The 19,984-nt window shown below is 49.4% G+C and carries 22 protein-coding genes; all 22 read left to right on the top strand.

Annotated elements, in window-relative coordinates; genetic code table 11:
- The first annotated feature begins 4 nt into the window (after window positions 1–4).
- The 22 genes from rbfA to dxs all read left to right on the top strand — a co-directional run bounded on the left by rbfA (window position 5) and on the right by dxs (window position 19,981).
- On the top strand, window positions 5–361 hold the full coding sequence (rbfA, locus tag BUB85_RS00505; RefSeq protein WP_073103671.1) for a 30S ribosome-binding factor RbfA: 357 nt from the start codon (window positions 5–7) through the stop codon (window positions 359–361).
- A complete protein-coding gene (locus BUB85_RS00500; RefSeq protein WP_073103669.1) occupies window positions 361–1,311 on the top strand; it encodes a DHH family phosphoesterase in 951 nt (316 codons plus the stop codon). The genes rbfA and BUB85_RS00500 overlap by 1 nt, the downstream gene beginning before the upstream one ends.
- Window positions 1,312–1,336: 25 nt before the next feature.
- Window positions 1,337–2,239, top strand: a complete 903-nt coding sequence (truB, locus tag BUB85_RS00495; RefSeq protein WP_073103667.1) for a tRNA pseudouridine(55) synthase TruB — start codon at window positions 1,337–1,339, stop codon at window positions 2,237–2,239.
- Window positions 2,240–2,262: 23 nt separating this feature from the next.
- Window positions 2,263–3,183: a bifunctional riboflavin kinase/FAD synthetase gene (locus BUB85_RS00490; protein ID WP_073103665.1), complete on the top strand. Its 921-nt coding sequence runs from the start codon at window positions 2,263–2,265 to the stop codon at window positions 3,181–3,183.
- A gap of 9 nt (window positions 3,184–3,192) precedes the next feature.
- Entirely contained in the window at window positions 3,193–4,953 is a 1,761-nt protein-coding gene (locus tag BUB85_RS00485; RefSeq protein ID WP_084533862.1) for a Na/Pi cotransporter family protein, read from the top strand.
- Between the two features lie 131 nt (window positions 4,954–5,084).
- On the top strand, window positions 5,085–5,351 hold the full coding sequence (gene rpsO / locus BUB85_RS00480) for a 30S ribosomal protein S15 (protein ID WP_073103662.1): 267 nt from the start codon (window positions 5,085–5,087) through the stop codon (window positions 5,349–5,351).
- Between the two features lie 248 nt (window positions 5,352–5,599).
- Window positions 5,600–7,687 carry a polyribonucleotide nucleotidyltransferase gene (locus BUB85_RS00475; protein WP_073103660.1) on the top strand — a complete coding sequence of 696 codons (2,088 nt, stop codon included), beginning with the start codon at window positions 5,600–5,602 and terminating at the stop codon, window positions 7,685–7,687.
- A 194-nt stretch (window positions 7,688–7,881) separates the two neighbouring features.
- Entirely contained in the window at window positions 7,882–8,838 is a 957-nt protein-coding gene (gene spoIIIAA, locus BUB85_RS00470; protein WP_073103658.1) for a stage III sporulation protein AA, read from the top strand.
- 2 nt (window positions 8,839–8,840) lie between these two features.
- Window positions 8,841–9,365, top strand: coding sequence for a stage III sporulation protein AB (locus tag BUB85_RS00465; protein ID WP_073103656.1), 525 nt, complete (start codon window positions 8,841–8,843; stop codon window positions 9,363–9,365).
- A 25-nt stretch (window positions 9,366–9,390) separates the two neighbouring features.
- Entirely contained in the window at window positions 9,391–9,585 is a 195-nt protein-coding gene (gene spoIIIAC, locus BUB85_RS00460) for a stage III sporulation protein AC (RefSeq protein ID WP_073103654.1), read from the top strand.
- A gap of 40 nt (window positions 9,586–9,625) precedes the next feature.
- The gene (locus tag BUB85_RS00455; protein WP_073103652.1) at window positions 9,626–10,012 is read left to right on the top strand and encodes a SpoIIIAC/SpoIIIAD family protein; all 387 of its coding nucleotides are present in this window, start codon (window positions 9,626–9,628) and stop codon (window positions 10,010–10,012) included.
- Complete coding sequence (locus BUB85_RS00450) at window positions 10,009–11,343, top strand: stage III sporulation protein AE (RefSeq protein ID WP_073103650.1); 1,335 nt, start codon at window positions 10,009–10,011, stop codon at window positions 11,341–11,343. The genes BUB85_RS00455 and BUB85_RS00450 overlap by 4 nt, the downstream gene beginning before the upstream one ends.
- A gap of 59 nt (window positions 11,344–11,402) precedes the next feature.
- Entirely contained in the window at window positions 11,403–11,717 is a 315-nt protein-coding gene (locus BUB85_RS00445; protein WP_073103648.1) for a stage III sporulation protein AF, read from the top strand.
- Window positions 11,686–12,243, top strand: a complete 558-nt coding sequence (locus BUB85_RS00440; protein WP_073103646.1) for a hypothetical protein — start codon at window positions 11,686–11,688, stop codon at window positions 12,241–12,243. Before BUB85_RS00445 ends, BUB85_RS00440 begins: the two co-directional genes overlap by 32 nt.
- A gap of 24 nt (window positions 12,244–12,267) precedes the next feature.
- Window positions 12,268–12,897, top strand: coding sequence for a SpoIIIAH-like family protein (locus BUB85_RS00435; RefSeq protein WP_073103643.1), 630 nt, complete (start codon window positions 12,268–12,270; stop codon window positions 12,895–12,897).
- 93 nt (window positions 12,898–12,990) lie between these two features.
- Entirely contained in the window at window positions 12,991–14,583 is a 1,593-nt protein-coding gene (locus tag BUB85_RS00430) for a peptide chain release factor 3 (protein ID WP_073103640.1), read from the top strand.
- An 83-nt stretch (window positions 14,584–14,666) separates the two neighbouring features.
- Complete coding sequence (locus BUB85_RS00425; RefSeq protein ID WP_073103638.1) at window positions 14,667–15,050, top strand: Asp23/Gls24 family envelope stress response protein; 384 nt, start codon at window positions 14,667–14,669, stop codon at window positions 15,048–15,050.
- A 292-nt stretch (window positions 15,051–15,342) separates the two neighbouring features.
- On the top strand, window positions 15,343–15,744 hold the full coding sequence (nusB, locus tag BUB85_RS00420; protein WP_073103636.1) for a transcription antitermination factor NusB: 402 nt from the start codon (window positions 15,343–15,345) through the stop codon (window positions 15,742–15,744).
- A gap of 20 nt (window positions 15,745–15,764) precedes the next feature.
- Entirely contained in the window at window positions 15,765–16,979 is a 1,215-nt protein-coding gene (gene xseA, locus BUB85_RS00415) for an exodeoxyribonuclease VII large subunit (protein WP_242945281.1), read from the top strand.
- Window positions 16,969–17,205 (top strand): exodeoxyribonuclease VII small subunit, encoded by a 237-nt coding sequence (gene xseB, locus BUB85_RS00410; protein WP_073103631.1) that lies wholly within the window; start codon window positions 16,969–16,971, stop codon window positions 17,203–17,205. Before xseA ends, xseB begins: the two co-directional genes overlap by 11 nt.
- On the top strand, window positions 17,206–18,096 hold the full coding sequence (locus BUB85_RS00405; protein ID WP_073103629.1) for a polyprenyl synthetase family protein: 891 nt from the start codon (window positions 17,206–17,208) through the stop codon (window positions 18,094–18,096). It abuts the gene before it with no gap.
- A 13-nt stretch (window positions 18,097–18,109) separates the two neighbouring features.
- Window positions 18,110–19,981, top strand: coding sequence for a 1-deoxy-D-xylulose-5-phosphate synthase (dxs, locus tag BUB85_RS00400; protein WP_073103627.1), 1,872 nt, complete (start codon window positions 18,110–18,112; stop codon window positions 19,979–19,981).
- Window positions 19,982–19,984: the final 3 nt, after the last annotated feature.

Raw genomic sequence — 19,984 nt, 5'->3', positions numbered from 1 at the left:
TAGAATGAGAAAAAACAGTATCAAAAACACGCGGGTGAGCACGGAAGTTCAGCATGAACTGAGCAACATCCTGCGTGCGGGAATCAAAGATCCAAGGGTGGCACCTTTTACTTCCGTCGTTGCGGCGGAGGTGGCACCGGATCTGAAGACCTGCAAGGCATATATCAGCGTGCTGGGAGATGAAAAGGCTCAGGCGGACACATTAAAGGGTCTGCAGAGCGCGGAGGGGTATATCCGCCGCGAGCTTGCGCGAACTTTAAACCTCAGAAATACTCCTGAGATCCGGTTCATTCTGGATCAGTCCATCGAGTATGGTGTAAACATGTCAAAAATGATTGACGAAGTAAACGGAGAAAGATAATGAGACAATTGTTACAGGAAGTTATACAGGGAAAGCGCAGTGTGGCCATCGGCGGACATGTCCGCCCGGACGGTGACTGTGTCGGCTCGTGTATGGGGCTTTTTCAGTATCTGAAGGATAACTGCCCGGAGATTAACGTAGATGTATATCTGGAGGATATCCCGGATCCGCTCCGTTTCATAGAGGCGACAAAAGAGATTCGACATGAGATTGATCCGGAGCAGGTCTACGACCTGTTTATCTGTCTGGATTGTGGAGATATTGGAAGGCTTGGATTTTCCGGGCCGCTGTTTTCTTCCGCAGGCGATACACTCTGCGTAGACCATCATATCAGCAATCAGGCATTTGCGGCGCACAATTACATCGTGCCGGATGCGAGTTCTACATCAGAGCTGATCTACAACCTGATTGATCCGGAAAAGATTACGAAAGAAATCGCAGAGGCATTGTATGTGGGGATTGCACACGATACCGGCGTTTTTTTATATTCCTGCACGAAGCCTTCTACCATGGAGGCGGCGGCGCAGCTGCTGAGAACGGGAATTGACGCCAACGACATCATAGATAAGACATACTATGAGAAGACGTATGTGCAGAACCAGATTCTCGGGAGAGCACTGCTGGAGAGTATGCTGCTGCTCGACAAGCGCTGCATCGTATCGGTAGTGACGAAGAAAGAATTGGAATTTTACAATGCAACGGCCAAGGATTTAGATGGAATTGTAAGCCAGCTGCGCAGCACCAAGGGCGTGGATGTGGCGATGTTCTTATACGAGACAGATACTCAGGAGTTCAAGGTGAGCCTGCGCTCCAATGGAGCGGTGGATGTCAGTGTGATTGCGCAGTACTTTGGCGGCGGAGGCCACAAGCGTGCTGCCGGGTTCACGTTGAGCGGAAGGTACCATGACATTATCAATAATGTCACGCGTCAGATTGAACTGCAGCTGTAGAATAAAGCGAGCAGGAGGAGAAGGCATGATTCACGGAGTGATTAACGTATACAAAGAAAAAGGTTATACTTCTCATGACGTAGTTGCGAAGCTGCGCGGAATCGTGGGACAGAAAAAGATTGGCCATACGGGGACACTGGATCCGGATGCCACCGGCGTTCTGCCGGTCTGCTTCGGGAAGGCGACGAAGCTCTGTGATATGCTGACCAACAAAGACAAGGTATATGAGACCGTACTGCTGCTTGGAAAAACCACCGATACGCAGGATATATCCGGAACAATTCTGGATGAGAAGGACTGTGCGGGGTTGACCGAGCAGGCAGTGATGGATTGTATACAGGGATACATCGGGCCGTATGACCAGCTTCCACCTATGTATTCTGCTCTGAAGGTGAATGGGAAGAAGCTGTATGAGCTGGCACGGGAAGGAAAAGAAGTAGAGCGGAAGACCAGGCGGATTGAGATTTATGATATCCAGATTCTGGAGATGAAGCTGCCGCGCGTCCGAATGGTGGTCTCCTGTTCCAAGGGGACTTATATCAGGACGCTGCTTCACGACATCGGAGGTTCACTGGGTGTCGGTGGATGTATGGAAGAATTAGAACGAACAAAGGTGAGCTGCTTTACCCTGAGAGACAGTGAGACTCTCGCCCAGATCGAGGAGAGAAAACAGAATGGGACTCTGGATGAAATCCTGATTCCTGTCGATGCAATGTTTGATGAATATGAAAAAGTTTTTCTGAATGAGAGAGGAACATTTCTGGCATGTAACGGCAATCTGTTTTCACAGAACGAGATCGAGGGAGCGGGAGTGTATCAGGTTGGAGAGTATGTGCGCGTCTATGATGATAAACAGAGATTTGTCGCGGTTTATCAATACGAGGGCGGACAGATTTTCCGGATTGTAAAGATGTTTCTGGCAGAGTAAGGCTTAGATTGAAAGGGAATGACATGCAGTATATTACACAGCTTTCTGATTTTACCTACCAGGGTCCGTGTGCGGTTACTCTGGGGAAATTTGACGGCATGCATCGCGGCCACCAGCGGTTAATCAGAACGATCAGAAAATATAGCGACGAGAATACAAAAAGTGTTGTGTTTGCATTCGATATGAAACAATTTCTCCTGAACAAAGGAATCACGAGAAAAATGCTCATGACAAATGAGGAACGGAAGAAGCATATGGAAAAATATGTGGATTATTTGATTGAGTGTCCCTTTACAGAAGAATTTCGAAAAATTGAGCCGGAGGATTTTATCAAAGATATTCTGGTGGATAAGTTACATGCAAAGTACATTGTGATTGGAGCGGATTATCACTTTGGACGGGATAAACGCGGGGATGCCAATACGCTTTCACGCTATGCGAAAAAGTATGGGTACCATGTGGATGTGATAACAAAAAAGAAAAGTGATGACCGTATTATCAGCAGCTCTTATATCAGGGAGACACTTGCCGGCGGCGATCTGGAGCTGGCCAATGAGCTTCTGGGATATCCATATACCGTATACGGCAGAGTGGAGCACGGACAGAAGCTGGGAAGAACCCTCGGGTTCCCGACCATGAACATTGTGCCTGATATTGAAAAGCTTCTCCCGAAAAAAGGTGTCTATAACTGCAAGGTGAAGATTGATGGTGTCTGGTACAAAGGAATTGGTAATGTGGGAATGAAGCCGACGGTCACAAATGATGGCCGTGTTCTGGTGGAAGTCCATGTGCTGGATTACGATGCGGAAGCTTACGAAAAGGAAATCGAGATTAAATTTCTTACATTTGAACGCGGGGAGAAGAAATTCTCTTCTGTGGAAGAACTAAAAGAACAGGTGGATAAAGATATTGCATCTGGGAAACTATATTTTGAGAAAGCATAGGTGAATGCGTTGGGTATTACAACTATTTTTCTGCTACTTGGCGGACTTGGATTATTTTTGTTTGGTATGAAACTGATGAGTGATGGGCTGGAGCAGGTGGCAGGTGCCAAGATGCGCTCCATTCTTGAGTTTTTTACGAAGAATCGGTTTGTGGGAATGCTTGTGGGTATTCTGTTCACTGCGATTGTGCAGTCGTCCAGCGCGACGACCGTTATGGTGGTCAGTTTTGTAAACTCCGGTCTGATGTCGCTTCTGCAGGCGGCAGGCGTAATTCTGGGGGCAAATATCGGTACCACGGTCACCGGGCAGCTGATCGCATTCAATCTCTCGGACATCGCACCGCTTTTTGTCATTGTCGGAGTGGTGATGCTGATGTTCAGCAAAAAGGTCAATATCCGTAAGATTGGTGGAGTGGTACTGGGATTTGGTATTTTGTTTATGGGGCTGAGCACTATGAGCGACGCCATGTCCGGACTAAAGGATTCCCCGCATATGCTGGAACTTCTGCGCTCGCTGACGAATCCGATGCTTGCAATACTCGTCGGATTCGCGATTACAGCTGTGCTTCAGAGTTCTTCGGCAACGGTAGGTATCGTCATTTTGATGGCAAATCAGGGACTTTTGGCATTTACAATCTGTCCGTTTTTGATTCTCGGCTGCAACATGGGATCCTGTGTATCGGCGCTGATAGCCAGTCTGGGTGGGAAAAAGGATGCAAAGAGAGCGGCATGGATTCATTTCCTGTTTAACATCATGGGCTCCTTTGTTATCTTTATCGTGTTGATGCTGGCGCTGACTCCGATTACAGATACCATACTCCGTATCTCGGGAGGCAATGTGGGAAGAGCTGTGGCCAATGCCCATACGCTGATCAAAGTGCTTGAGGTTGTGATGCTGTTCCCATTCATGAACTGGATCGTGAAGCTGACCTACGTGGTGGTTCCGGGAACGGATCCGTCTCCAGAGGATCAGTACGAATTGAAATATATCGGAGAAGGCACGATGCTGACTCCGACGACCGCTACCATCGATGCGATCCATGAAATCGAGCACATGGCAATGGTGGCCAAGGAGAATCTGGAGCTGGGAATGGATGCCTTATGTACGCTGGATCAGGAGAAGATTGAGCAGGTGTACGAGCAGGAGGCTTATGTGAATTTTCTGAACCGGAAGATTACAAAATATCTGGTGCGCATCAATGAACTGGAGCTGCCCCTTGCGGATGCCGCGATGACCGGAGGCCTTTTTCATGTGGTCAATGACATCGAGCGAATTGGGGATCACGCGGAAAATCTGGCAGACTCAGCAAAATCAAGAATCAACAACGACATCAATTTCAGTGAAAAAGCGGTAAAACAGTTAAAAGACATGACTGTCATGGTGAGCACATCTCTGGAATATGCCATTGAGCTGTTCACGCAGAAAAGTCAGGAGCATATGCAGGAGATCATCGCACTGGAGGATGCAATTGATATGCGGGAGAAGAAATTGCAGCAGTCCCACATCAAGAGACTGACGAAGGGACGCTGTACACCGGAGGCCGGTATGATTTTCTCGGACACGGTATCCGGGTTGGAACGTGTGGCAGATCACGCGACCAACATTGCATTTGCCATTTATGAGCCATCTGGAAATGAACTGACGGATGACGACGATGACGATGTGGAGGATACTCCGCTTGAGCAGTCGATCAGAGAAAAGAAGCTCAAAGCCAAAGGAAACAAAGATGGCAGAGAGAAGGACAGCAAAGAGAAGAAAGCAAAAAAATAGAGGTTTACATAGCATTATAGATGTGGTATAATATGCAAGTATGATTTAGCCGATGTTCGGTAATTGGATACTCCAACCATTACTTAATATCAGGCGATTTTATAAAGAAAAATAGAAGGAGGATCATAAACATGATCGCAAAAGACAAGAAACAGGCAATTATCGCTGAATATGGAAGAACAGAAGGAGACACAGGTTCTCCGGAAGTACAGATCGCAATTCTTACAGCAAGAATCAATGAATTGACAGATCACTTCAAAGCAAATCCAAAGGATCATCACTCAAGAAGAGGACTTCTTAAGATGGTAGGTCAGAGACGTGGTTTACTTGCTTATTTAAAGAAGAAAGATATCGAAAGATACCGTACTTTAATTGAGCGCTTAGGAATTCGTAAATAATACAAGGTGAAAAGAAGAAGGACGGGGGAGCTCGCCCTTCTTTTCCTCGTATAGATAATGATTTTGTGCTTATGCAGTTACCGATGAACAAAAGAGAGCTTTTGTGGCGGAACTGCCTTGGTAATAAAAAAACTGCCGTGGAGAAACTGAACCGAGACCACTGAAAAGTGTTCGACAAAGCAGGCACTGCCGTCGAACCATTTTCAGTAGTTTCGGTGATCCTGCGGCACAAAGTGAAGGAGAAAAGTATGTATAAAAAATTTGAGATGGAATTAGCGGGCAGAATGCTTCGCGTGGACGTGGGCAGAGTTGCAAAGCAGGCAAACGGTGCAGCACTGATGCACTACGGTGATACCACCGTGTTATCGACAGCAACTGCTTCGGAAAAACCGAGAGAAGGAATCGATTTCTTTCCTCTGAGCGTGGAGTACAATGAGAGAATGTACTCTGTTGGAAAAATCCCGGGAGGATTTAACAAGAGAGAGGGAAAGGCATCTGAGAATGCAGTTCTTACCTGCCGCGTTATCGACAGACCAATGCGTCCGTTATTCCCGAAGGACTATCGCAATGACGTGACATTGGAGAACCTCGTGCTGTCCGTTGACCAGGACTGCAGCCCGGAGCTGACAGCTATGCTTGGAGCAGCAATCGCAACGGCAATTTCCGATATCCCATTTGACGGTCCGACAGCAACCACACAGGTTGGTCTCGTGGACGGAGAGCTTGTATTCAACCCGACAGCGGCACAGAAAGAAGTATCTCTGATGGAGCTGACCGTTGCATCTACGAGAGACAAGGTTATCATGATCGAGGCAGGAGCAAAAGAGGTTCCGGAAGATAAGATGATCGAGGCTATTTTTGCAGCCCACAAGATGAATCAGGAAGTGATCGCATTTATCGACACCATCGTTGCAGAATGCGGAAGAGAAAAACACAGCTACACAAGTTGTGCAGTACCGGAAGAGTTGTTTGCTGCAATCAAAGAACTGGTTCCTCCTGCGGACATGGAAGTGGCGGTATTCACAGATGAAAAACAGGTGAGAGAAGCCAACATCCGTGCAATCAAGGATAAGCTGGAGGAAGCATTTGCAGAGAACGAAGAGTGGATGGCTGTTCTCGATGAGGCAGTTTACCAGTACCAGAAAAAGACTGTCCGCAAGATGATCTTAAAAGATCACAAGCGTCCAGACGGAAGAGCAATCGACGAGATCAGACCGCTTGCAGCGGAGACGGATCTCATACCGAGAGTACACGGTTCTGCGATGTTTACCCGTGGACAGACACAAATCTGCACCCTGACTACACTGGCACCGCTTTCTGAGGCTCAGAGAATTGACGGACTGGAGGATGCGTACACATCCAAGAGATACATGCATCACTACAATTTCCCGTCTTATTCTGTGGGAGAGACAAGACCTTCCAGAGGACCAGGACGCCGTGAGATTGGTCACGGAGCACTGGCGGAGAGAGCATTGGTTCCGGTACTTCCAGACGAGTCTGAGTTCCCATATGCGATCCGTACTGTGTCCGAGACATTTGAATCCAATGGTTCCACCTCACAGGCAAGTATCTGTGCATCCAGTATGTCACTGATGGCGGCAGGTGTTCCAATCAAGGCTGCAGTAGCGGGAATCTCCGCAGGTCTTGTGACAGGGGATACAGACGATGATTATCTGGTACTGACGGATATTCAGGGACTGGAAGATTTCTTCGGCGACATGGACTTTAAGGTTGCAGGTACACACAAGGGGATCACAGCAATCCAGATGGATATCAAGATTCACGGCCTCACAAGACCGATCATCGAGGAGGCAATTGCAGCCACGAAGAAAGCGAGAACCTTTATTCTCGACGAAGTCATGAATAAAGCAATCGCAGAGCCGCGTCCGGAGGTTGGCGAGTTTGCACCGAAGATCGTCCAGATGAAGATCGATCCACAGAAGATTGGTGATGTAGTCGGTCAGCGCGGAAAGACCATCAACGCAATTATCGAACAGACCGGTGTCAAGATCGACATCACAGATGACGGAGCAATATCCATCTGTGGAACCGACAAGGCTGCAATGGATGAGGCACAGAAGATTATCGCAATCATCGTCACAGACTTTGAGGCGGGACAGATATTCGAAGGAAAAGTAATCAGCATCAAAGACTTCGGCGCATTCATTGAGTTTGCACCTGGAAAAGAAGGAATGGTTCACATTTCCAAACTTTCCAAAGAAAGAGTCAACAAAGTAGAAGATGTTCTGAAACTTGGACAGATTGTAAAAGTAGTATGCCTCGGAAAAGACAAGATGGGCAGAATCAGCTTCAGCATGAAAGACGTTGCTGAGTAAATAGATAAGGGCAAAAAGGGACAGGTTCGTAAGCAATTGGGGACGTAGCAAAGTTATAACTTTGCTACGTCCCCAATTGCTTACGAACCTGTCCCTTTTTGCGGCTTCTTCCAAACGATAGTTCTAAATGTTGCCCATTTTCATATACTTAGTTTAGAGGAGGGGGCACTACATATTATACGAGGTGAAGGAGTATGAAAACAGAAGCAGTGGCTATACGGGAAACGCAGATCCTCCAGGTGCTGGCTAAATCAATCCGGCGCATTCTGAAGATGGAAGGGCTGGATTACGACCGTCTGCAGGAGATACGGCTGAGAGTGGGACAGCCCCTGATGATTGTCAGCCAGAATGAGGAGTATATGCTTCCTATGAAGGAAAGAGAAAAACATATTGTTACAAAAAATGAAATCCGTGAGACGCTGGATTACGTTAGTAATTATTCATTGTATGCATTTGAACAGGAGATGAAGCAGGGGTTCATCACGATAGAAGGAGGTCACAGAGTGGGGCTGTCAGGAAAAGCAATGATCGAGGAAAATCAGGTAAAGAACATGCAGTATATCTCGTCCATCAATTTGAGGGTAGCGCATGAGATTCTGGGATGTGCGGATGCGGTGCTGCCGTATATTACCGCAAACCGGCAGATGTGCCATACGCTGATCATATCGCCACCGCGGTGTGGAAAGACCACGCTCCTGCGGGATCTGGTTCGCCAGATATCCAATGGGAATCAGTATGTGAAGGGATGCACTGTGGGGGTGGTGGACGAGCGTTCCGAGCTGGCGAGCTGTTACATGGGGGTGGCGCAGAACCATCTGGGCATCCGGACGGATATTCTGGACTGCTGTCCGAAAGCGGAGGGAATGATCATGCTGATCCGCGCCATGTCGCCTCAAGTAATCGCGGTGGATGAGATTGGCAGCGTGGAGGAAGTACATGCAATCGAGTATGCCATGCACTGTGGCTGCAAGCTTCTCGCGAGCGTGCATGGCTCATCCATGGAGGAAATGCAGAATAAACCAGTGTTGAACAAGCTGATCCGCGAAAAACGGTTTGAGCGCTACATCATTCTTGGAAATGAAAATAGAGTGGGAGAGATCCGTGAAATCTTTGATGAACGGGGCAGCCTGTTGTTTCAGGAAAGCGCCTGAGCATGATTGCCCTGAAGGTCGCAGGCTGTGTGTTGGTCATCACATCGAGTGCTGCAGGTGGATGCTTAAAAGCCCGGAGTCTGCAGCGTTATGTGAACACCCTGCAGGAGCTGCGGCAGATTATGTATCTGTTCAAAGGAGAGATGGCTTACACCAAAGCGCCGCTGCCACACATCCTGGAACATTTGGGCGGACAGCTGGAGCAGCCCTACAGCGGATGGCTGGAAAGCGTGCGAGAGGAGCTTATGAAAAATGAGTCGAACAGCTTTTATGGAGTCTGGTGCGACGCCGTGGATCGGGAACTCGAGACACTGGAACTGAAAGAGGAGCATAAAGTACAACTGAAGGAAACAGGACATTTCCTGGGCCAGCATGATATTGAGAGCGGCATCCAGTGTATTGAGATATATCTGCAGAAGCTGGAATGGGAAATCGAAAAAGAAAGAGCGGAGCTTGAGGGAAAAAAGCGATTGTGGAACTGTATCGGAATCATGTCCGGATTGTTTGTCAGTATTCTGCTGCTCTGAAGCTATTACAATCGGGAGGTGAGACATGTCCGTCAATCTGATATTTAAAATTGCTGCAGTGGGGATTCTGGTTTCTATTCTGAATCAGGTATTGAAGCACAGCGGCAGGGAGGAACAGGCGTTTCTCGCAAGTCTTGCAGGACTTTTGCTGGTGCTGGGCTGGATCCTTCCGTATATATACGAGCTGTTTCAATCAATGCGGCAGTTGTTTCAGATTTGAGAAAACTCTGAGAAAACGCTGCCGGAAAGGAAGTGGGAGCATGGGGATTGTTCAGATCGGTGTACTGGGTGTGGTGGGAACGCTGCTTGCGGTTCATCTCGGGCAGGGAAGAGCAGAGTATGGTACCTACATAAAAATCGCGGTCAGCGTGCTGATCTTTTACTATATTTTATCCAGTCTAAAGACATTCACGGAGACAATCCAGACGATCCAGTCGTACATCGACATGGATACCGGCTACTTCGCACTGATTTTGAAAATGATCGGCGTGACCTACATTACGGAATTTACAGCCGGAATCTGCAGGGATGGCGGGATGGCGGCTGTCGGAACGCAGATCGAGATCGTCGGGAAGCTTACGATTTTTGCGATCAGCCTGCCGGTGCTCTTGGCGTTGATCGAGACCATACAGGTATTTCTGGCATGAGGAGATTCCAGGGAAATGTGCTGGCTGTGCTGGCGGTAATCCTTTTTTGGGGCTGCAGTTCTTTTGTGTGCCATACGCAGGCTGCGGACAGCGAAAATTCGGGGATAAGCGGACCGCGTGCTGCAGCACAGGGAATGACAGTACAGGAAACAACAGTACCGGATTCTGCCACACAGGGAACAACAGTACCGGATTCTGCCACACAGGGAACAACAGCACAGGATTCTGCCACACAGGGAACAGCAACACAAGATTCCACGCAGGAAATGCAGGAAAAAATAGAAAACCATCTGCTGGAGGAGTACGATTTTTCCGAGATCGATGCCTACCTGAACCGGATGCTGCCGGAGGAAAAACTGACCTTCGGAGCACTTGTGGAACAACTGGTCAGCCAGGAGACGGATGGACTCGGGGAGAAACTGCTGCAGTGGATCGAGGACAAACTCTCCTATGAATTTCGATACAACAAATCCAATTTTATCCGGATACTTCTGATCGCAGTTCTGGCGGCGCTGTTTACCAATTTCTCCGATGCATTCCAGAACAGACAGATTTCAGAAACTGCCTTTTTCGTGTTGTATCTGCTGCTTCTGACACTCTGTTTGAACTCCTTCAGGGTTTCCATCGACGGGGTGGAAGAATCCGTAAAGGAAGTTCTGGGTCTGATGCAGGTGCTGTGCCCGGCATATTTTCTCGCAGTCACGGTCTCGGTGGGGAGCAGCACCTCCATCGCATTCTATAATATGGTGCTGTTTGTAATCTATCTTGTAAATCTGGTGATTCTGAATTTTCTGCTCCCGGCGGTTCAGATGTACATGATGATCCAGATCCTGAACCATCTGTCAGCGGAGGAATATCTGACCCAGCTGGGGGAACTGGTGGAAAAAGGAATTATCTGGATGCACCGGATTCTTCTGGGGCTGGTGCTGGGGTTGAATGTGGTGCAGGGACTGATTGGACCGGCCATCGACCGCGTGAAACGGAGTACATTGTCGGGTGGTGCGGGGGCAATTCCAGTGGTCGGTGATGCGCTGGGATCGGTGGCGGATGTTTTTTTTGGAACGGCAGTCCTGATCAAGAATGGAATCGGACTCGGAGCAGCGATTCTGGTATGCCTTGCCTGTGTGTATCCTCTGCTCCAGATGGGAGTGCTCGTCCTGATGTATAAGCTGGCGGCCGCATTGGTGGAGCCGGTGTCAGACAAACGAATTGTAGGATGCATTGACAGCGTGAGCAGAGGACACGAACTGCTGCTGCGGACAATCTACACCACGGGAGTACTGTTTCTGGTGACCCTGGCTGTGGTGGCGGCGACGACCGGAAATGGATAATTTAAAAGCAGGGCAGACAGAAGGCAAAAAGAAGAGACAAAAAGAACAGGAGGCAGCCCATGTGGCAGTACATCAACGACTGGATAAAAAATATCGCATATTATATGATTCTTATGATGGCGGTGATGCAGGCGGTTCCGTCCCAGGAATACCGCAAATATTTCCGCTATTTTACGGGTCTTCTCCTGATTCTGCTTCTCGTCACACCGGTGTTTAAAATCCTGGGAATGGAGGAGAATTTCACCGAAATCTATCAGAGTATCCGCTACAGGCAGGAGAATGCACAGATAAAGGAACTGAGTGAGGGGTGGAGTGAGACAGACTGGGAGGAGTTTTTGCCAGATGAATATCAAAAAAGAATGGGATATCAGTAATCTTTTGAAACTACCGCAGAAAAACCGTCTGGTGCTGCTGTTTCTGATTGGTGTGCTGCTGCTTGTCATCGCCCTGCCAACCTCGAAAACGGGGAGCACAGTGAATACGACAGAACCGGCCGAAGTGCAGGAAACAAAATCATCGGCAGACTCCGGGCAGGACTGGAACTATAAGGATTACGAAAATGAGATGGAAAACCGGGTGGAGGAAGTTCTCCAGGAGGTGGAGGGCGTGGGAACGGTGGAGGTGGTGCTTACACTGAAGTCCTCCACAGAAAAAATCGTGGAAAAGGATATCACAAGCGGACAGGACACGTCCCAGAAGACGACCGTGTACAGCCAGAGCGATGGAGGGACGCAGACCCCCTATGTAAAAAAGGAGATGACTCCCCAGATCAAGGGCGTGATCGTGGTGGCAGACGGGGGCGGCAATGCAGTGGTTGTCCAGAATATTACGGAGGCGCTGGAAGCATTATTCGGTGTGGAACCGCATAAGATTAAGGTAATGAAGCGAGATGATTCTTAGAAGTATCAAAAAGGAGAGAAGGATATGAAGCGAATTTTTAAAAAGAACCAGATCATCATCACAACACTGGCGGTCCTGATCATTGCAGCCGGCTATCTGAACTATTCCGGCAGACTGTTCCCCAACACGACGAAAAATACACAGGAGAAAGCGAACGACACAAAACTTGCCAATCAGGAACTGCTGGATATCTCGGAGGAGGATCTGCAGGCGACGACGGATGACATTGAGAGCAACGACTCCGAGGCGGAGGGACAGGACGGAACGCCGGGGGAGGCAGTCCTGACCAATGGCGCGGCTGCCGCGACGGTGGCACAGGCAAAGGTGTCCAGAGAGCAGGTCCGTGCGCAGAACAAAGAGACACTGCAGGGGATCATTGACAACACGGATATCAGCGAGGACCAGAAGACGGATGCCATCGCACAGATGGTGAAGCTGACGGAGCTGTCCGAGCAGGAAATGGCAATTGAGACCCTGCTTTCATCCAAGGGATTTGCGGACACAGTGGTGAATCTCACAGAGGAGTCCGCAGATGTGGTGGTGGAGGCATCGGAACTCACGGACGCTAACCGCGCACAGATTGAGGACGTGGTGACGAGAAAGACGACGATTGCACCGGAAAATATTGTGATCACGCCGATTACAAATAAATGAAAAACATTGCAGTTCTCATAGAAGATGTGTTACACTAACAAAGTATGTAAGAAAGGCTGAAGAGCCACTATTTTGTTAGGAGAATCGTAAATTATGTCAAATATAACCGAAGAAATTAAAAAAAGAAGAACATTTGCAATCATCTCGCACCCGGATGCCGGCAAGACGACGCTGACAGAAAAGTTCCTTCTCTATGGAGGGGCAATCAACCAGGCCGGCTCCGTGAAGGGAAAAGCGACGGCAAAGCATGCGGTGTCAGACTGGATGGAAATCGAAAAAGAGAGAGGAATCTCCGTCACCTCGTCCGTGCTGCAGTTTAATTATGATGACAAATGTATCAATATTCTGGATACACCGGGACATCAGGACTTCTCGGAAGATACTTACAGAACTCTGATGGCGGCGGATTCGGCTGTGATGGTGATCGATGCGTCCAAAGGTGTGGAGGCACAGACCAGAAAACTGTTTAAGGTATGTGTTATGCGCCACATACCGATTTTCACGTTTATCAACAAGATGGACCGTGAGGCGCGGGATACCTTTGAATTGCTGGACGACATCGAGAAGGAACTGGGAATCGCAACCTGTCCGATCAACTGGCCCATCGGTTCCGGGAAGGACTTTCGTGGAGTCTACGACAGACAGAAGCAGGAGGTCGAGCTTTTCTCGGATACCCACAAGGGAACGACACAGGGAGAGGTGAAGAAGGTTGATGTCCACAATCCGGAGATTGACTGGCTCATCGGAACAGAGCGCAAGAGCGCACTGGAGGAAGAAATTGAACTGCAGGATGGCGCAGGCGCAGAGTTTGATCAGGAAATGGTCGACCGGGGGGAGCTCTCGCCGGTGTTTTTCGGATCGGCACTGACAAATTTCGGTGTGGAGACATTTCTGCAGCATTTTCTGAAAATGACGACATCTCCGCTGCCGCGCAACTCGGACAAAGGAGAGATTGACCCTATGTCAGAGCCTGATTTTTCGGCCTTTGTCTTTAAAATCCAGGCGAACATGAATAAGGCACACAGGGACCGCATCGCATTTATGCGGATCTGTTCCGGAGAGTTCAAGGCGGGAATGAACGTATATCACGTGCAGGGCGGCAAAGAAGTGCGCCTGTCCCAGCCACAGCAGATGATGGCCAGCGAGCGTAAAATCATCGACGAGGCATACGGCGGGGATATCATCGGTGTGTTTGATCCAGGCATCTTCGCCATTGGAGATACACTTACAACCTCAAAAGAACGGTTTGCATACGAGGGGATTCCGACTTTTGCGCCGGAGCATTTTGCACGTGTGCGTCAGGTGGACACCATGAAGAGAAAGCAGTTCATGAAGGGGGTCAACCAGATTGCGCAGGAGGGTGCCATCCAGATTTTCCAGGAGTACAACACCGGTATGGAGGAAATCATTGTCGGCGTGGTCGGTGTACTGCAGTTTGATGTGCTCAAGTACCGTCTGGAGAATGAATACAATGTGGAGATCCGTCTGGATTCTCTTCCATATGAGCATATCCGCTGGATCGAGAATGAGGATGTGGATCTGGATAAGCTGATCGGCACATCAGATATGAAGAAAATCAAGGATTTGAAAGAGCGGCCGCTGCTGCTGTTCGTGAACAGCTGGAGCATCAAAATGACACTGGACCGAAACGAGGGACTGGAGCTGTCAGAATTTGGCCGTTCCTAAACTTTACCCTTTGCAAACAGAGGGATATTTGTTATAATAAACGCAGAGATTAGACCAAGAAGAACGGTACAGGAGGTTATATAATGGCGAAAGACGAGAGAAATACGTATACAATACAGAACGACCCAAACATGGGAGAAGTACAGATCGCGGACGAAGTAGTGGCAATCATTGCGGGTCTTGCGGCAACTGAGGTGGAAGGCGTCGCATCCATGGCGGGCAATATCAGCAATGAGCTGATCAGCCGTCTGGGAATGAAGAAGCTGTCGAAGGGTGTGAAGGTGGACGTGCTGGAAGGCGTGGTCACAGTCAATCTTGCCCTGAATCTGAAGTACAATTACAGCATCATGGATATCACTTCCAAGGTGCAGGAGAAAGTGAAGGCAGCCATTGAGAACATGACGGGACTGGATGTGGCGGATGTCAACATCAAAGTGGCCGGTGTGGATATGGAAGAAGACCAGTAGGACGGCTGACCGGAGAGAAGAAAAGCGATTTTGGGGGACGTATCCCATTTGCAAAATACATGCAAACGGGATACGTCCCCTGTTGCTTTACCGACCATAAACAGGCAGCGGGGTGGAGAGGACGCGTCCGCATACGGTCTGTTTCAGAGTCTGCGGCATACTTTTACACAATTTCTGGAAAGCATATTTTGATTGCCAAGACTTGTGTGGGTGTAGTATAATGAAAAGTACGAAATTGGATAGATAATGGGTTCCGGCCAAGAGGACAGCGGCACCCGGGAAAGGAAATGCGATGACCAGATCAGAATTGAGAGAGCACATTTTTCAGATGCTCTTCGGAATAGAATTTTATACGGGGGAGGAGATGGAGGATCAGCTGGGACTGTACCTGGATACTCTGGATGATATCAAAGAGAGTGATTACAGCTATATGAAGACGAAGGTCGGCCACATTGTGGAACGCCTGGAGGAGATCGATGGACTGCTCAACGAGGAGACCACAGGTTGGAAGACATCCCGTATGAACAAGGTGGATCTGACGATTATGCGGCTGGCGCTCTACGAGATCCGGTGGGATGATGACGTGCCGGCGGGAGTGGCGATCAACGAGGCCGTGGAACTGGCGAAGAAGTATTCCAGTGACGAGGGGCCTTCCTTTGTGAACGGGGTGCTGGCGAAGTTCGCAAAAGAATAACGGCCGCATAGGAGAGTATGATGCAGAATGTGTATTCAGTTAAACAGGTAAATGCATACATCAAGAATATGTTTACACAGGATTATATGTTAGGCCGTATTTACGTGAAAGGCGAGGTATCCAACTGTAAGTATCATACCTCGGGCCATATATATTTTTCTTTAAAGGATGAGTCCGGAACGATTTCCTGCATCATGTTTGCGGGTCAGAGAGCGGGGCTTTCTTTTCGTATGACAGAGGGACAGCAGGTGATCGTTCTGGGCAATATCAGCACCTATGAGCGGGACGGGCGGTATCAGCTGTATGCGAAGCAGATTATTCTGGATGGGGCAGGTGTATTGCATGAAAAATTTGAGGCACTTAAAAAAGAACTGGAAGAGATGGGCATGTTTGCGCAGGAATATAAGCGCCCTGTCCCGCTTTTTCCGAAAACCATAGGGATCGTCACGGCGCCGACCGGCGCGGCAGTGCGGGATATTATCAATGTGTCCACCCGGAGAAATCCGTATGTGCAGCTGATTCTGTATCCGGCGCTTGTGCAGGGTGAGGGTGCGAAGGAGAGTATTGTGCGGGGAATCCGCATGCTGGAGAAAAAACAGGTAGACGTCATGATCGTGGGCCGCGGCGGTGGCTCCATAGAGGATCTCTGGGCATTTAATGAGGAGGAGGTCGCGCGGGCAATTTTTGAGTGCAGCGTACCGGTCATCTCTGCCGTCGGCCATGAGACTGACACGACCATCGCGGATTACGTGGCGGATCTGAGGGCACCGACACCGTCGGCTGCGGCAGAACTGGCAGTCTTTGAATACCTCGGCGTGGCGGATTCCATGCGGGGCTACAGACAGCGCATGCAGCGTCTCGTGCTGGAGCAGCTCCGGCGTGAGAGAAACCGGAGCGAGCAGCTTGCTCTGCGTCTGAAGATGCTGCATCCACAGCAGAAGCTGAACGAAAAACGACAGCTGGCGGGAGAATTGGAAGACCGGTTGAGGCGTCTGATGCAGGAAAAACTGGAGCAGAGAAAGCATCAGTTTGCACTCTGCATCGAGCAGATGCGGAGACTCTCTCCGCTGGATAAGCTGAATCAGGGTTTTTCTTACGTGGAGAATCGGGAGCGGAAGAATATAAAGAGTATAGAAGAGGTCGGAAAAGAGGATGAACTGACAATCTATGTGACGGATGGGCGAATCCGGACGAAGGTTGTGGAGACTGGAAAGGAGGATTACCATGGCAGATAAATCAGAGGATCGAAAGACAGAGCAGGGCGAAGAATCTCTGGAGGAGATGTTCGCTGCGCTGGACGGGCTGGTTGCCCGGATGGAGAGTACGGACGTGACGCTGGAGGACTCCTTTACGCTGTACAATCAGGGGATGGAGATGCTCAGGCGCTGCAATGAAAAAATCGATGCGGTGGAGAAGAAGGTTATGGTGTTGGATGCCCAGGGGCAGGAACAGGAGTTTTAGATGGATTTTCAGGAAGAACGAAAGCAAAAGGTAACTAATATAGAAGAGATTCTGGTTCGGTATCTGCCGGAGAAAAAGGGATGTCAGAAGCTTATTATGGAAGCCATGGAATACAGTCTGATGGCAGGCGGAAAACGTCTGCGGCCCATGCTCATGCAGGAAACTTATACTATGTTCGGCGGGGAGGGGAGACTGGTCGAGCCGTTTATGGCGGCCATGGAGATGATCCATACGTATTCCCTGGTGCACGATGACCTGCCAGCCATGGACAATGATGATTACCGGAGAGGCAGAAAGACGACCCATGTGGTATACGGTGAGGATATGGGGATCCTGGCCGGGGATGCGCTTCTCAACTATGCGTTTGAGACAGCGGCGGGTGCATTTGAGATGGAGCCGGAGCAGAGCCAGCGGATCGGCCGTGCGCTCGGAGTTCTCGCACGGAAGGCGGGAATCTTCGGAATGATCGGCGGTCAGGTGGTGGATGTGAAAGAGACCGGACATGCAATCACCGGTGAGACATTGGAGTTTATCTACGAGCTGAAGACAGGAGCGCTGATCGAGAGCTCCATGATGATCGGGGCAATTCTTGCGGGGGCATCGGATGCAGAAATTACCAGTGTGGAGAAGATTGCGTCCGATGTGGGAATGGCATTTCAGATCCAGGATGACATTCTGGATGTCATAAGCACCGCGGAGGAGCTCGGCAAACCGGTTCACAGCGATGAGAAAAATGAGAAGACAACGTACGTGACATGGAAGGGACTTGAGGGGGCGAAGAAGGATGTGGAACAGATTTCAGAGGCTGCACTCGGGGAGCTTAGAAGTCTGGATAGAAGCAATCCGTATCTGGAATGGCTTCTGTCAGAATTAGTACACAGAAAAAGTTAGAGAGGGATTTCTTATGGTATTGGAAAAGATTCAAAAAGCAAATGACATCAAAGATCTGGATCCGGAAGAACTGGAAGTCCTGGCAGAGGAAATCCGGGAATTTCTCGTGAAAAAGATCAGTGAGACCGGCGGACATCTCGCATCAAACCTTGGGGTGGTAGAGCTGACGATGGCGCTTCATCTTGCTTTTGAACTGCCAAAGGATAAGATGGTGTGGGATGTGGGACATCAGTCTTACACCCACAAGCTTCTGACAGGGAGAAAGAGCGGGTTTGATGATCTGCGCAAATATGGTGGAATGAGCGGTTTCCCGAAGCGGAAGGAGAGCGCCTGTGATGCCTTTGATACCGGACACAGTTCCACCTCAATCTCAGCGGGTCTTGGACTGGTCAAGGCGCGGGATATCAAGGGAGAGGACCATAAGGTGATCTCCATCATCGGAGATGGCTCCCTAACCGGCGGCATGGCTTATGAGGCACTTAACAATGCATCTGCATTAAAGAGTAATTTCATCATTGTCCTGAACGACAACAACATGTCAATCTCTCCGAACGTGGGAGGAATGTCGAATTACCTGAACGGTCTTCGAACGGCGGATGCTTACACCGAATTGAAAAAGGGTGTGGAGGATACACTGGCGAAGATTCCCGGGAGCGGAGAAAAAATTATCCGCCAAATGAAAAAGACAAAGAGCGGGATTAAGCAGCTGTTTGTCCCGGGCATGTTTTTCGAGGATATGGGAATCACATATCTCGGGCCGGTGGACGGCCACGATGTGAAGAAATTATACAGGGTGTTTCAGGATGCAAAAAGAATAAAGCATGCGGTACTGGTGCATGTGATCACGGAGAAGGGACGGGGCTATGAACCGGCCAGACAGAATCCCTCCGGGTTCCATGGAATCGGGCCGTTTGATATCGAGACAGGAGAGCCGAAGTCGGTCAGCGAAAAAGACAGCTATACGGATGTCTTCTCAAAAGTTATCTGTGACATTGGAAAGAAAAATCCCGATGTGGTGGCCATCACGGCGGCGATGTCGGACGGTACCGGACTGACCCGGTTTTCCAGAAAATTCCCAGAGCGATTTTTTGATGTGGGAATTGCGGAGGAGCATGCACTGACCTTTGCGGCAGGACTTGCCGCCGGTGGATTAAAGCCAGTGGTGGCCCTCTACTCTTCCTTTTTACAGCGCGCGTATGACCAGACCATACACGATGTCTGTCTTCAGAACCTTCCGGTGGTGATTGCGGTTGACAGAGCTGGACTTGTGGGGAGCGACGGGGAAACCCATCAGGGATTGTTTGACCTGTCCTTTTTGTCCACCGTTCCGAATCTGACGATTCTGTCACCGAAGAACCGGTGGGAGATGGCTGACATGCTTCGATTTGCGGTAGATTTTGACGGACCGGTTGCACTGCGCTATCCGCGGGGGGAGGCCTACGAGGGGCTGGAAAAATTCCGCGCGGAGATTATTTACGGCAGGAGTGAAGTTCTTTATGAGGAGGAGGACATCGCAATCTTCTTCGTGGGACACATGTCAGAGCTGGCCAGGTCTGTGCGCAATGAACTGAAAGAGATCGGCTATAGCTGCAGTCTGATCAATGCACGTTTTGTGAAGCCTCTCGATACAGGGTGTCTGGAGGAACTTGCAAAGACTCACAAACTATTTATCACCATCGAGGAGAACGTGCTGATCGGCGGATACGGTGAGCAGGTTCTGGAGTATGTGAACCGTGCGAAGCTGGATGTCGCGGTACATAGCTTCGGAATCCCGGATGAGTACGTGGAGCATGGCAATGTCGAAGTCCTGAGAAAAGAAGTCGGGCTGGATAAAGAGCACGTGACGAAACAGATTATTACAGAATTTATTTCTATGCAGCGATAGATT

It is taken from the genome of Hespellia stercorisuis DSM 15480 (assembly GCF_900142165.1).
Classification (GTDB): Bacteria; Bacillota; Clostridia; order Lachnospirales; family Lachnospiraceae; genus Hespellia; species Hespellia stercorisuis.
This window is presented reverse-complemented; position numbering and strand designations above follow the sequence as displayed.

What these genes read in the sequence shown, in the direction of transcription:
- BUB85_RS00425 (WP_073103638.1), top strand. Translation starts at nt 14,667, where the DNA reads ATGGCGAAAGACGAGAGAAATACGTATACAATACAGAACGACCCAAAC.
- BUB85_RS00500 (WP_073103669.1), top strand. Translation starts at nt 361, where the DNA reads ATGAGACAATTGTTACAGGAAGTTATACAGGGAAAGCGCAGTGTGGCC.
- BUB85_RS00450 (WP_073103650.1), top strand. Translation starts at nt 10,009, where the DNA reads ATGAGGAGATTCCAGGGAAATGTGCTGGCTGTGCTGGCGGTAATCCTT.
- rpsO (WP_073103662.1), top strand. Translation starts at nt 5,085, where the DNA reads ATGATCGCAAAAGACAAGAAACAGGCAATTATCGCTGAATATGGAAGA.
- rbfA (WP_073103671.1), top strand. Translation starts at nt 5, where the DNA reads ATGAGAAAAAACAGTATCAAAAACACGCGGGTGAGCACGGAAGTTCAG.
- BUB85_RS00475 (WP_073103660.1), top strand. Translation starts at nt 5,600, where the DNA reads ATGTATAAAAAATTTGAGATGGAATTAGCGGGCAGAATGCTTCGCGTG.
- truB (WP_073103667.1), top strand. Translation starts at nt 1,337, where the DNA reads ATGATTCACGGAGTGATTAACGTATACAAAGAAAAAGGTTATACTTCT.
- xseA (WP_242945281.1), top strand. Translation starts at nt 15,765, where the DNA reads ATGCAGAATGTGTATTCAGTTAAACAGGTAAATGCATACATCAAGAAT.
- xseB (WP_073103631.1), top strand. Translation starts at nt 16,969, where the DNA reads ATGGCAGATAAATCAGAGGATCGAAAGACAGAGCAGGGCGAAGAATCT.
- spoIIIAA (WP_073103658.1), top strand. Translation starts at nt 7,882, where the DNA reads ATGAAAACAGAAGCAGTGGCTATACGGGAAACGCAGATCCTCCAGGTG.
- dxs (WP_073103627.1), top strand. Translation starts at nt 18,110, where the DNA reads ATGGTATTGGAAAAGATTCAAAAAGCAAATGACATCAAAGATCTGGAT.
- BUB85_RS00405 (WP_073103629.1), top strand. Translation starts at nt 17,206, where the DNA reads ATGGATTTTCAGGAAGAACGAAAGCAAAAGGTAACTAATATAGAAGAG.
- BUB85_RS00435 (WP_073103643.1), top strand. Translation starts at nt 12,268, where the DNA reads ATGAAGCGAATTTTTAAAAAGAACCAGATCATCATCACAACACTGGCG.
- BUB85_RS00430 (WP_073103640.1), top strand. Translation starts at nt 12,991, where the DNA reads ATGTCAAATATAACCGAAGAAATTAAAAAAAGAAGAACATTTGCAATC.
- BUB85_RS00455 (WP_073103652.1), top strand. Translation starts at nt 9,626, where the DNA reads ATGGGGATTGTTCAGATCGGTGTACTGGGTGTGGTGGGAACGCTGCTT.
- BUB85_RS00465 (WP_073103656.1), top strand. Translation starts at nt 8,841, where the DNA reads ATGATTGCCCTGAAGGTCGCAGGCTGTGTGTTGGTCATCACATCGAGT.
- BUB85_RS00440 (WP_073103646.1), top strand. Translation starts at nt 11,686, where the DNA reads ATGAATATCAAAAAAGAATGGGATATCAGTAATCTTTTGAAACTACCG.
- spoIIIAC (WP_073103654.1), top strand. Translation starts at nt 9,391, where the DNA reads ATGTCCGTCAATCTGATATTTAAAATTGCTGCAGTGGGGATTCTGGTT.
- BUB85_RS00490 (WP_073103665.1), top strand. Translation starts at nt 2,263, where the DNA reads ATGCAGTATATTACACAGCTTTCTGATTTTACCTACCAGGGTCCGTGT.
- BUB85_RS00445 (WP_073103648.1), top strand. Translation starts at nt 11,403, where the DNA reads ATGTGGCAGTACATCAACGACTGGATAAAAAATATCGCATATTATATG.
- nusB (WP_073103636.1), top strand. Translation starts at nt 15,343, where the DNA reads ATGACCAGATCAGAATTGAGAGAGCACATTTTTCAGATGCTCTTCGGA.